Annotated in this window: 12 protein-coding genes and 1 pseudogene; 3 read left to right on the forward strand and 10 right to left on the reverse strand. The window is 60.2% G+C overall.

Features of this window, described 5'->3' with window-relative positions:
* The first annotated feature begins 86 nt into the window (after positions 1–86).
* Complete coding sequence (locus tag JKG68_RS21680) at positions 87–365, forward strand: protein-L-isoaspartate O-methyltransferase family protein (RefSeq protein WP_246515711.1); 279 nt, start codon at positions 87–89, stop codon at positions 363–365.
* Positions 366–513: 148 nt separating this feature from the next.
* Here the strand turns inward: JKG68_RS21680 and JKG68_RS21685 are convergent, their stop codons facing one another.
* Together JKG68_RS21685 and JKG68_RS21690 are read right to left on the reverse strand one after the other, a co-directional pair.
* The gene (locus tag JKG68_RS21685) at positions 514–1,101 is read right to left on the reverse strand and encodes an IMPACT family protein (protein ID WP_202063444.1); all 588 of its coding nucleotides are present in this window, start codon (positions 1,099–1,101) and stop codon (positions 514–516) included.
* 122 nt (positions 1,102–1,223) lie between these two features.
* Positions 1,224–1,541, reverse strand: coding sequence for a hypothetical protein (locus JKG68_RS21690; protein ID WP_202063479.1), 318 nt, complete (start codon positions 1,539–1,541; stop codon positions 1,224–1,226).
* 373 nt (positions 1,542–1,914) lie between these two features.
* Here JKG68_RS21690 and JKG68_RS21695 point away from each other — a divergent pair, with 373 nt between their 5' ends.
* Positions 1,915–2,100 carry a helix-turn-helix domain-containing protein gene (locus tag JKG68_RS21695; RefSeq protein WP_202063480.1) on the forward strand — a complete coding sequence of 62 codons (186 nt, stop codon included), beginning with the start codon at positions 1,915–1,917 and terminating at the stop codon, positions 2,098–2,100.
* 401 nt (positions 2,101–2,501) lie between these two features.
* Here JKG68_RS21695 and JKG68_RS33595 read toward each other — a convergent pair.
* From JKG68_RS33595 to JKG68_RS34580, 7 genes and pseudogenes are all read right to left on the reverse strand, one after another.
* Positions 2,502–3,323, reverse strand: a pseudogene (locus JKG68_RS33595) (penicillin-binding transpeptidase domain-containing protein); the annotation flags it as partial.
* Between the two features lie 3 nt (positions 3,324–3,326).
* A complete protein-coding gene (locus JKG68_RS33600; protein WP_246515707.1) occupies positions 3,327–4,127 on the reverse strand; it encodes a biosynthetic peptidoglycan transglycosylase in 801 nt (266 codons plus the stop codon).
* Between the two features lie 552 nt (positions 4,128–4,679).
* Positions 4,680–5,840, reverse strand: coding sequence for an RHE_PE00001 family protein (locus tag JKG68_RS21705; protein WP_312890905.1), 1,161 nt, complete (start codon positions 5,838–5,840; stop codon positions 4,680–4,682).
* 430 nt (positions 5,841–6,270) lie between these two features.
* Positions 6,271–7,347 carry a plasmid partitioning protein RepB gene (gene repB, locus JKG68_RS21710; protein ID WP_202063445.1) on the reverse strand — a complete coding sequence of 359 codons (1,077 nt, stop codon included), beginning with the start codon at positions 7,345–7,347 and terminating at the stop codon, positions 6,271–6,273.
* Entirely contained in the window at positions 7,347–8,543 is a 1,197-nt protein-coding gene (repA, locus tag JKG68_RS21715) for a plasmid partitioning protein RepA (protein ID WP_202063476.1), read from the reverse strand. The genes repB and repA overlap by 1 nt, the downstream gene beginning before the upstream one ends.
* 401 nt (positions 8,544–8,944) lie before the next feature.
* Positions 8,945–9,871: a tyrosine-type recombinase/integrase gene (locus tag JKG68_RS21720; protein ID WP_312890906.1), complete on the reverse strand. Its 927-nt coding sequence runs from the start codon at positions 9,869–9,871 to the stop codon at positions 8,945–8,947.
* Positions 9,872–9,889: 18 nt separating this feature from the next.
* On the reverse strand, positions 9,890–10,171 hold the full coding sequence (locus JKG68_RS34580; RefSeq protein WP_312890907.1) for a hypothetical protein: 282 nt from the start codon (positions 10,169–10,171) through the stop codon (positions 9,890–9,892).
* Between the two features lie 136 nt (positions 10,172–10,307).
* On the opposite strand from JKG68_RS34580, the gene JKG68_RS21725 reads away from it, so the two are divergent.
* Positions 10,308–10,688, forward strand: a complete 381-nt coding sequence (locus tag JKG68_RS21725; protein WP_202063446.1) for a hypothetical protein — start codon at positions 10,308–10,310, stop codon at positions 10,686–10,688.
* Between the two features lie 296 nt (positions 10,689–10,984).
* Here JKG68_RS21725 and JKG68_RS21730 read toward each other — a convergent pair whose 3' ends face one another.
* Complete coding sequence (locus tag JKG68_RS21730) at positions 10,985–11,893, reverse strand: recombinase family protein (RefSeq protein ID WP_202063447.1); 909 nt, start codon at positions 11,891–11,893, stop codon at positions 10,985–10,987.
* Positions 11,894–11,994: the final 101 nt, after the last annotated feature.

Consider the following 11,994-nt stretch of genomic DNA (forward strand, 5'->3'; position numbering starts at 1 on the left):
GGGCGCCTCCGCAAATCGGCGCCAACCAGTGAATCACAAGTCATTGCTCGGATTCAAATTTCACTCGGACAGGCTCTGATGCGCGCCTGCGTCAGCTTGGCTATAGCAACGTCACCATCAGGGTTGGCGATGGAACGCGCGGCTGGGCAGAGCATGCCCCCTTTGACAAGATCCTGGTGACAGCTGCCGCCGAGCAGCCGCCTGAGGCTCTGCTGAACCAGCTCGCGCCGGGAGGGCTGATGGTGTTGCCTCTGGGTCCGGAAGGGGCGCAGCAACTTACGGTGATCGGCAAGCAGCCCGACGGGCAGCCCACTGCGCGAGCCATCATCCCGGTACGGTTTGGTCAGCTGGAGACAGCAATTTGAGAAGAAACCCACTGGGCGACCTGCTGCATCCGCAGCGGTCCTTCCCCGCAGCTAGGTCCTACTGATGGGCGTTGTAGCCCAAGGGGCAGACTGCGCGTTCAAGCGGCGGTCGGTGCGCCGCCTCAACGCTGCCCAGCGAATTGCGGCCTCACGGAGCCACCGCCACCGATGCCCGGCCGCTGGTGATGTCCATGATCATGCGAGCGGTCTGCTGGGCGTGTGCTTCGGGCAAGTCCGCCGTGAGCGTCGCACCTGCCTCAGTGAATCTCTCCTGGCGGATCCGAACACCTGCGATGCTCGCCAGCCGTGCCTTTACCAGAGCCAGATCGGAAAAGGTCACGGTGATGGTGGCTTCGCAAACCACCACGATCTCGACCAGCTTGCCTGCCCGCAGGCAGGCGGCTGCGGTACCGCCGTAGGCTCGGATGAGACCACCGCTGCCGAGGAGAACCCCTCCGAACCAGCGGGTCACGACAACAGCCACATTGTCGAGGCTCAGTCGATCAATCGCCTGCAGGATCGGCTTACCGGCCGTGCCGCCCGGCTCACCGTCATCGCTGGAGCGATAGCTCTGACCCACCCGCCAGGCCCAGCAGTTGTGGTTGGCATCGCCGTCCGAGTGCGCGGCGATGAACTCCTTAGCGGCCTCGTCGCTCGCAATCGGGCCGGCTGTCGCGACGAACCGGCTCTTCTTGATGATCTCTTCGAACGAGGTGGGGCCTTCCAAGGTGTACATGGGCTATGCGAGGGCCTCATTGGCTCAGTGTTGTGTCCTTGAACTATCAAGGTGTCCTCATGAAACGATGGTTGGGTAAACCTCAGTCGTGCGCAAGCACCTAACAGCCGGATTGCCTCAACCTACGTGGTCTCCTCAAGCATCTTACGCACGGTGGCCGGCGACAGCCGGAAGTGTTTGGCCACCTGACAGGGAGCCACCCCAGCCAGAAGGGCCGCCCGTACGGCCTTGCGCTGCCCCTCCTGCAGCACCGATGAGGTCTTGCCAGATCTTGAGCGCTTGTTTTGACGTGTGGGGCTAGGAACCGACCACTCGAGTGACCGGCTGGCCTGCTTTGCCGCCTCCTCCAACTCCGCCCGGCTCCCCCTGCCCGTCTCCAGGCGGCGGCGCAACTCGTCGATCAGCGCAGCAAGATCTTGTACCAACTGTGTGTCAGACAAACTCGTCATCTCCGGCGGCTTAGCCGGGAGGCAGCCCGCTGAGGGGGCGGTGTCGGTACAGTTATCGTGTACTCGAAAAGATCGGGGGTGCGGTGAGAAGATCCCTTGTGCGGCATAGAGTTGATATGGGTTGCAGCCAGTGCTGATCCAAGTGCGCAAGGGTGAGTCGTGACGGGTTCGGTGCTTGGGGTTAAGCCATAGCTTCAGCAACTGGGATCCGTTGAGCGGCATCACACTTTCTGCTTCAGAATTTCGGCACCGTTGAGTGATCCCCAGCCGCAGTAGAGCTTCAGCGTGGTTTCGTCCTCCTGCACTCTGCCATTGACGTACTGCGCCACTGACGTATGTCCTCGCTTTCGTCAGAGGAGCGTCCATGAGCGACGACAGCGAGTTCGAGCACCTCATTGCCAGCCTTGGCTCCATTCTCGCTGAGACAAACGATGATCTCAGTCTCGGCAGCGGGCTGCGCCTGCCCGCTGCCATTGATGCAGCGGCCGTCCGGAGCAGGACGGGCCTCTCGCAAGCCGCTTTCGCCCGCCGCATTGGCGTTGCGTTGTGAACTATTCGCAATTGGGAGCAGGGCCGCCGGTCACCCCAGGGGCCAGCCCGGGTCCTGCTGGCGCTGCTGGACCGCAATCCACGCATTGTCGAGAATACCCTCGGGACCGGTGTGCAGGGACTTAAGTCTTTTTCTCCCTGAGCGGGTGGTGTATCAGGCTGTTTCATTGCCTGAGGCAGGGACGAGAGCCAGTCAACGACCCTGCCCGGCTCAAGACCTCGCTTGGCGCGTGCGCTTGCGAGCCGCTGCTCCTCGAGGCTCCGCTGGCGCTCAGTCCATTCGTTCACGGCAGTAGCAACGCGCCCGAAGTAAGCAGCCGGAGCACCAGCGCCAGCCACAGCGTGTCCGGTCTCGCCCCGCCGCCGGCCCATCCAGACACCGAAGACCCGCTGCTCGCTCCAGCCAACAAACCAAGCGTCGGCATTGCTGGTCAAGGTTCCAGTTTTCCCGTACGCTGCCCAGCCCTTCATCTGCGCCGCGCGTCCCATCCCATGCTCAACAACCTCACGCAAAACAGCTTGGGTTGGCTCGATGCATCTTTCTGGAATGACCCTCTTGCGTGTAGGGGTGAGAAAGTCAGCTCGCACTTGTCCCCGGCCATCGACCACCGCCAGCACGCCCGATGGCTCAATCCGATAGCCCCCATTAGCCACGGCTGTGTAGGCTGCCGTCATGGCCATGACGTTGCTCGAGTAGGAGCCGAGGACAAAACCAGCATCAGCTGCAGGGCCAGGATCGATGCCCATGCGCCGGCTGACCTCAGCGACGGTGTCAGATCCGATCTCCTGCGCCAGCCGCACGGCAGCGGCGTTGCGCGAGGAGGCAAAAGCCTCCTTCAGCGTTGTCTGCCCTCTATAGCCTAGCTCGCCATTCGCGGGCCAAGTCTCCCTGATTGGCAGGTCCACAACCCGGCTCTTTGGCGTCGTGCCAGCCTCACAGGCGGCAATTAGCAGCGGCAGCTTCGCCGTCGAGCCAACCTGAACACGCGCTTTGACGGCATTGTTGAACTGCCGCTGCGACCAGTTCACGGAGCCGACCATCGCCTGCACGCGTCCATTGGGCGCCATCATCACCGCTCCAGTATCGTACTGGGGCGGCACAGCTCCCTCCTTGATCAGCCTGCTGAGTTGCTGCTCCGCGATATGCTGGACCCGCGTGTTCAGGGTGACGAAGAACCGGACCGTCTCGCCGGGCTGCACGTACTTGCTGCCCCAAGTCTCCATGACCTATTCAGCAAAGGCCTGCGGCTGGATCTTGAACTCCGGCAGCATACCGGGACGGATCCTGGCCTTCTCAGCCTGGCGATGCTCCTTCTGGGTAATCAGGCTCTGCTCGGCCATGAGCTTCAGGACGAGAAGCGCCCGCTCATGCGCCCGCTCCCGGGTTTTCTCGCGCAGCGGGTTGAGCCGGGCCGGCGCCTTGACCATGCCGGCCAGCAGAGCGGCCTCGTACAGTGTCAGATCCTTGGGCTCTTTGCGGAAGTAGTGGCGGCAGGCCCGGTACAGCCCAACGATGTCGCGGCCGCCGAACTCGATCTGGTTCAGGTAGGCGGCCAGGAGTTCCTCCTTGCCAACGGCCTCGTCGAAGAGGCCGGCGTACCAGACCTCCGCGCCTTTACGCTCAAGACGCGTGAGCACGTCACTGGCGCGCAAGTCGTGGAACACCAAGTTCTTGAGCAACTGCATCGGGATCGTGCTGCCCCCGCGGGTTAAGCCGCCTTTGAGCACGGACAGCAGCGCGGCAACATCAACGCCACCGTGGTCGAAGTAGCGCTTGTCCTCAACGGCAACTATCGCCTTCTTCATCACATCAGGGATTTCTGAGGGTGCGAGCACGACCGGGCAGCGGCAGTAGGCATCCCATCCGGTCCTGGTCCGGGTGACCATCACCTGCGGCGAGGCTGCCAGGAGGCGCAAAGACCGAGGCTGAAGATCCCAGAAGTGAACCGGGTCTGCGGCTTGTGCGGTGGGTATGTGGGAGAGGCTGGTGAGCAGGAGAGCAGTGGCGAGAGCCAGAGCGCGGGTCATCGAAGGCCCTGTAACGCGCCGACCGATTCGGCGCCAAGACCTTCAACAAACAAGAAAACTATGGCTGAAACCGGTATGACGTTACAGTTAAGCTTTCAGTGCCCGGTTCCGCAGCGCCGCCCTTGAGCTCCGATTGATCATTCGGCTACCTCGGTTCCATACCCGTCAGGCTTGTTCATGCGAATGTGGGAGGGATGCTGGTCAGCACCAGTAGGTTCTTCGCGCCTGTGCTGACTTATGCGAGGCTGCTCATCCCGCACGCGCTGCCTCACGATTGTTTGCATGCGAGCCAGCGCGCCCTGAAGCTCGGGACGATCAGAGACTTCATTAGCCGAGAACTCGTGTCGGCAGAGACGGCAGGTCAGATCAGCCCCGAACTTCAGCTTCCGTAATCGCACCTTGAACAGCTGCCGGCAGTGAGGACAGGCGAGATCAATCCGTGTGCTTCCGTGATCCTCAAACAAGCCGCCCTCTCGGGTTAAGGTTCGTCCTCAAGCTCGAACCATAGCAGTAAGGCGACAAAGAGGCGTCACCTTCGTGGCCTGAGAGGCCCTACACGATGCCCCATGCTCTGTAGCGGGTTCGTCCGGTGAGTTCGCGTGGCAGGGCTCCACCAAGCTGCGCCAGCATCAGGTCGACGGCCTTGGGCGTGACCTTCAGCAGCTTGGCCCCGAGCGGCACCGTGACCAGCGGGCGCGACAGGAACAGGTTGACCAGCTCCGGCAGCTTCGAGTTGGAGCGGGTTTTGGCGGTGACGCGGCTCATCAGCTCACGGGCGAGGATGAGCCGATCCAGGTCCTTGTGGGCGATCGCAAGTGCCTCCTCCAGCACCTGGCAGAAGCCCTCCAGCTTCTCGGCCGCCCCTTCCCTCCCCTGCGGCCGGAACTTCGACTGCTTGAAGCCGGCGGCCAGCGGCAGCAAATAATGGGTGAGCCCCCTGGCCCGCAGGATGGCGGCTGCCATGATCAGGCCGAGCCACGGCAGGCGGGTGTAGAGGTTGAGATCCAGCCACGCGTTCCACGCCACCGCGGCGGCGGCGATCGCCGGCCAGCCGCTGGTGCGCTTCACCACATCGAGCCACAGGTCTTCGGCCTCAGCCTCGTCCTGGTCCGGGTCATAGACCAAGTGCGAGCGGCTCCTGGGCAGCGGGGTCTCGCCGGCGAGCACCTTGCTGGTGCGCTCGAGCAGGGCATCGATCTCGGCGAAGTGCGCCTTCCATGGATCGGCATCGTTGGCATAGGGCGGGTAGGCTTCCTCATCGTTGGGATCCAGCTTCTTGCCCTTGGACCGAGTGGGCTTGCTCTCGGCCACGCCGCCGATGCCGCGCAGGGCCGCCAGCCCATCAATGGAGAGCGGCCAGGGCGCTTTCCTGGCCAGGGCGGTGCGCCGGGCCCGAAGAGCGGCAGCGGCGCGGGTGAGTTCGTGGGTGGGATGGCGCACGTCCATGCCGGCATCGTGCAGGACGAGATCACCGACATCGACGAGGTGACCGTCGAGCAAGAGAGCGCGCACGGCCTCAGTCATGTCGCAGCGCGACTGCCAGCCGGCGGCCAGCCCGGAGGCCTCCAGCCGAGCATCAAACCTGAGGATGCTGATAGTCATTGGCTCGAGCCGGCCAGCGATGGTCTCCCACGGCAGCTCGGGCAGAGTGTAGGTTCGGGGGACCAGGGGCGCCTCGTCGTCAAACTCCCCTACCCTGCTGCCGAAAGCCACGCTTGCGCCCTCAAGCTAAGTTCATGATGTCACAAGCTATAGCTTAGCAGACGGAAGTGAAGCAAGATGTTGCTACGGCGCGATGTGAGACAATTTGTTGTTCTGCAAGAAAGCATCCGCGGAGATTGGATCCGCCGATGGTGGCGCGCACCTCCTGGAAGTGCCTGTGGGCCAATGTAGGCCCTTGATGGCGCCAGAAACCTTTGTTTTAAGCCATTCCCGCGGGTTTAGGGAAAGCCCTCCCCGCTCCGGCTGGTTTACGAAACGGCTTGAGAGACGTCTGCAAACGATCGATTGGATTTGATGTTCGTCTGTGTACATACCTCCTGCAGATCCTTGCAGAGTGAAAAGTGGGATGAGCCTCTTTGCTCCTCGTGATCCCAATTTATAGAAGAGGTGAAGGCGGAGGAATCCTCCGCCATCGTGCTGACTATTTCGCGTTCAGGGATGCCTCATAGTCTCGATAAAGCTCTTCAATCTTCGAGAATAGGAAGGCTCCAAATTGGCGATCAACAGTCTTATCAATTTGCAATGTATATCGGGCATCTGTATCCGTTATGCGGGCTAGTCTTCTGCCTTTTGGATCGTTCCAGAAGATCTGCTGTTGAGAGGCTTCGGCTTTCTCCTTTTTGGAAAGTTTCGCCAACAATGCCAGGAACCGCTCGTCTGATGACTTTTGAGCAAATTCGGGCTTCGCGACGATCTCAGAGGCTTTATCGAAGCATTTATGCAGTTTGAAGATCTCGGTCAGGTCATGCCACCGCGGACGGCCAATGCCGGGAGCGGCTCCAATAGCCAAGATAATTTCGCGAGGGATTTTGGTCGCGACAGAGATCATCCCGGAAAGTTCGGTTTTAGAGACTGCTAGTGATGATCCAATCACCTGCCGATTGAACCCGGCCTCCTCCAGCTTCACAGCAAAAAGAGCCTTCTCGATGTAGCTGAGGTCGAGGCGAGCGTTGTTCTCTTGGCCTTGTGCGATGACCAGTTCTTCGTTCGACAAATTTCGAACAATCGCACGAACTTTGATGCCGAGTTTGCGAGCGGCAGCAACTCTTCGATGCCCGTAGGCAATCTGATAATGCCCCTCCCTTTCAGGATGAGGACGCACCAGAATCGGAACCAGCTGGCCTCGGTCCTTTATCTGTTCGATCAACTCGGTGGGGGGCTGTGATGAATCTTCAAAGCGATCTGAGACAAATGATGCAAGGATCTTGTCTGCTTCGATCTCGACGATGGTCTCGCCGGCTTCAAGCTGGCTCTTGAGAGCGGCAATTTCTGCGCTGGATTGTCCGCGCATATTTTCCAAGGCGCTTCCGACAGCACCTACAGCATTGCTCCCCCGCGCGAGGACCGATGACCAGCTAGCACCAGGCTTTACAGGAGCCGTTTCAGCGGACTCTGCTCGGATCGGCACGACATCAGATTGAGCTGCCTGCTGCTCGACTTGAGGGTTGATCCCGGTATCATCCTCGCCGAGGATCGCGGCATAGTTTCGCTTCGCCATTACATTCTCCCCCAAGCTTTCTTAATTAGATCTTCGATTTCGCTGTTAACGCTGTTGAGCGACTCCATAGCCCTATCGTACGTCGACTTCGAGTAACGTTCTTTCGAGACCTCATAGAGCGTTTGCTTGTTGATGCCGGCATCTGAAATTGCAGTACTCTTGAGCATGGCGCCCTTAAGAACGAAGTCGCCAAACATCTTCCGCATGAAGGAGACCATGTGACTCTGCGGGAGATCCCCCGGTTCGAAGCGGGTGACGAGATAGCGAATCCAATCATAACGAACGGTCCCACCAGCGTTCCTGACTACCGAAAGGAGATCCGAGGCCATTTTGAGAAACTGGCTCATCGACATCACGTCCAGCATCTGAGGGTGAACTGTAATCACCATAGACGTCGATGCACTGAGAGCAGAAAGTGTCAGGAACCCTAGTTGAGGCGGACAGTCTATGACAACGACATCATATTGATCTGCCACTGCCGACAGAGTGATGCCAATTCGTTCGAAGAACAGTGATTCTTCCGGGCTCCGATTTACGAGGGCTTTGGGAGTATCGTGCTCAAACTCCATGAGCTCGAGATTTGCTGGAATCAGATCCAAACCTGGGAAGTACGTCTGCCTGATGATCTCACGTGGATGCCGAGCCTGATCATCGTACCTAATCGAGCCGTAGATGGTTTGACCGGCGTGGACATCGAACTCGGGCTGCAGGCCATGAAGTGCGGTAAGGCTGGCCTGCGGATCGAGATCCACCGCCAAGACCCGGTACCCGTTAAGCGCTAGGTATTGGGCAAGATGAGCTGCCGTAGTAGTTTTTGCGCTGCCGCCTTTGAAGTTGACGCAGGAAATAACCTGCAAATGCTCGGACGCGGACCTGTGCTTGACGTACTGCCTACCGGACTTGCCCGTCTCATCTAAGTAGGTGCGGAGGGCGAGAACGTCCTCAAGTGAATATTGCCGCCGTCCATTCGGAAGGGTCTCCGCTTCAGGACCTTTACCTTCAAGGGATAGCTGCCGCAGGTACCCATCGGCCACGCCGATTAGCTTCGCGACCTCTCCGGAGGAGAATTTCCGAAGGGTCTTCTGAGCTAACGGCGGATGCATCTTAAGACGCTGGTCGTGAAGCTTCTTCGAGAGAGACAGCGCGTGTGAACGGATGGTTTCCTCATCCACCCACTGCGGTGCTTCAGATTTCATCTGCGCTAAGGCCACTGCGCCCTCCTAGATACGGTTAACAGCGAGCCAATGGGCTGCTTTCCGTAACTAAGCGGCTAAAAGTCTTTACAATAGGTTAAGGAGGGCTCTTATTTTCGCGCAGTTCGGGAACGTGCGGGGTGAGTGTTCACAGCTGTGAACTTGAATAGATCCCGTAGTCAGCAGCTACATCGCCCCCTCCCCTTCCTTTCTTCGGATTGGCAGTTCACAGCTGTGAACACGGAGGATGATGGCGGCGGCAGACCCCTAAGATCAACGACCAGCCGAAGCGTTGAAACGCTAGTTCACAGCTGTGAACTAGACCTGTCATTGATCCGTCCCGTGGTAGATGGATATCGCTGGAGTTCACAGCTGTGAACGCCCTGGAAAGGTTTTGGGATGCTCTAGATGCCGATCCTGACCGACAGGCTCTGTGCATGATCTTGCTCGTCGCAGTAGCCAGCCGCCTGCTGGATGGACTTATGTGCGGATTGGCGCATCGCGTCCACCAGCGGGATCCCGTCGCGTCCTGCTTGCTTCATGAAGCCCGACCGCAGTCCGTGGGCGCTGAAATCCGCCGGGTCCAGCCCCGCCATCCGGCAGCGCTTCTTGAGAATGAGGTTGACCGACTGCGGAGTCAGTGAGTTGGCTCCGATGGAGCCGTCCTTGCAAACCTGCCTGAAGTTCGGCCCGGAGGTGATGTTGGCGGCCTGCATCCATTCGTGAAGGGCAATGGCCGCACGGCCCGCAGCAAACACGAGGGATCCCTGCCCTACCGTGGTGGTTTTCGTCCGTCCGAGCGCGATCCGAACACGGGGCACCATTGGAGATGCAGAATCGGTTGGCCGGAGCTTGATCGGTCCAGCGGTGCTGATCTGAGAATGCCGCAGGCTTGCGACCTCGCTGCGCCGCCGTCCCCCGGCTGCAAATGCAATCAGAAGGATTGCCCGATAGTGTAGGTCTATTGCTTTCATTCCAGTACACGTGACCAAGAGCCGGTTGAGAACGTCGCGCGTGACGGGCTTACGGCTCTTGCGCTGGGGAGCGCGTCCTGAGGCTCTCATGACGAGACGCAGAGCCTTCCTGATGCCCGGTTCATTGAACGGTCTCTGAACGCCTTTCCACTGGTGCAGGGTCGACCAGTTGGCCAGCCACCGGGAAGCCGTCTTGGGAGCATGCGGCCCTTTGACGTTCAGGATCTTCCGATCCCAGAGCTCCTCAACCGCGTCAACGGGCATGCCATAAGTCGGATCGGCGGCTTTCCAATCCGGATCCCACATGTGGTGGGCAATGAACTTCAGGACGAGCTCGGGATCGGCCGGCCAAGGCAACTGACGCCCGGTCGCGGCCTAGCACCAAGCTTCGAGATAAGTGAGATCGGAGGCGAGGGCGCGGAGCATGTTCGCCCCCATCCCTATATCAGCGAGGTGCTTCAGGGTGGCGATATCAGAGTGGGTCAGGACTTTGGCATAGCGATCAGCTGCCGCCATCGGCAGCCCGGCCGCCAGTACGTCGAGTCGCTTTGCGCGCCTGATCAGGGATGCGGAACTGGCCAGTGGTATCCGACCCGGGTGATCGAAGTGACTTGTTGGGATTATGACGGAAACAGAATGATCTGCGAGCAGGCTCACGATACCCATCCCGCGGGAACATCCGGACGAAAGACACTTTGTTACGGGACGGCTCCGGTAGGTACGGCTGCGGGATTGCTCTGCGAAGGTCCACAACCGAGTATGGTTAACGAAGCGAGACGAGGCTGGAGGTGGCATGGCGCGAAACTTGGTTCGCGATGAGCGACAAGGAGACCTGTTCGGGGCACCTCCGCCACCTGGCAAACCGGTCCGCCGGACCTCCCCGCCGAGGCTGGTGCGTGAGGAAGCCCGGGCGCTGGAGCCAGTGTCGTTGGGCACGCTCGGCGCGAAGGCAACAAGGCCCGAGATCGACGAACTCCTGGATGGCATGCGCGATCAGGAGCTGGCCTATCTCGCGGTAGAGGCTACGCGGCTCGTGAAGCGCAGGCTCGCTCGAGGGCAGGGGAGGGGGCTTCGGCCAAAAGGCACAGGCAGAGGCAAGTCGCCTCTTGATGATGCCCTCGTTCGGATTGGGGGCGAGCTGATGGAGTTTGAGGACCCGGGCGAGACGTGGTGAGCGAATGGGAGCAGGTAGCATCCCGAAGCAGCATGGGTCGGCGAGTAGGGCGGTATCGGGAAGCCTCGCCGCCAACCTGTAGAAGTCCAAGAGGGGCAGGGCAGGGCGCTCGAAACTCTGGTGAAATGGCTCCGGCGGAAGCGCCGTCGCGGCTATGGAATCCGTGGCTGGTAGGTCAATCTGACCTATCGGCAACCTGTCCACGACCTGCTGGCAGGTCATCATGATCTACCAAGGGTGGCACAAGCTATCCAAGTGTCGCACTTCCAACGCAAAATCTGGTGACAGCAGCGCGATCACTGGATGTCAGGGACTGCGAGGCCCATTTTGCGGGCTCGGTCGAGTTGGAATTTGACCGAGCTGGCCTTCCATTCTCTCCCGCCTCGTGGCGTCCGCTCTCGCATCCCCTCGAGCTGAGCGCCAATCTCACGCAGGGTGAGGTTCGGGTTAGAGATCGCAATGCCGGCAATCAGGGTCATGATGCGGTCGTCCGGCGGCCGTCTTCCGGCCTTCCGTAACAACTCCGACTCAGCCATCCGCTCGGCGACCAAGCGCTTGACTGCCCTCCGGAGGCTTTGATCCGTCCACCGCTGGCCTCGAGCATTCAGCACCTGCACGACATCTCGCCAGCTATGGTCCGGCCGCATCTGACGGACAACGGGAAGGAAGGAATTGGCCGCCGTCAAAAGGTCGCCCATATAGACGCGGTCGCGGGCGAGGGCGGTCTTGCGGATTGCCTCCGGCCGTCCCTCACGCAATCCGGGGTTCCCCGGTCTCTTCCCCTTAGCCACTGCCGCCTTCACGCCAGCCTTCGTGCGCTCCGAGATCAGCGATCGCTCCAGCTGAGCGACGGCGCCCAGGACCTGCAGGGAGAACATGCCTTGCGGGGTCGACGTGTCGATCGGATCCCTGAGGGATTTGAAGTGGGCCCCTTTCTCCTCAAGCGTCTCGATCACTTCGAGCAGGTGGCTGACCGACCGGGCCAAACGATCGAGCCGGACAACCACGAGGACTTCGCCCTTCGAGATCTCGCGGATGAGCCGGGAGAGAACTGGCCGAGTTCGGGAGGCGCCGGATCCGTGTTCCTGATGGATGACCGCGCAGCTGGCAGTCTTGAGCTCGTCGAGCTGAGCGTCGGTTGCTTGCTCCTCGGTCGAGACACGGGCGTAACCAATCAGGCGCTGCCGAGTAGGGGAGGGAGCCATATGTCAATTTCCGATGAAATTCCGGCTATTTGTACATAATTTGCGATCACGAGAAAAGGATCGTTTGGAAACGTCTCTCAAGTCATTTTGTTAACCAGCAG

Origin of the sequence: Microvirga aerilata (genome assembly GCF_016743775.1) — a bacterium.
GTDB classification, from domain to species: Bacteria; Pseudomonadota; Alphaproteobacteria; order Rhizobiales; family Beijerinckiaceae; genus Microvirga; species Microvirga aerilata.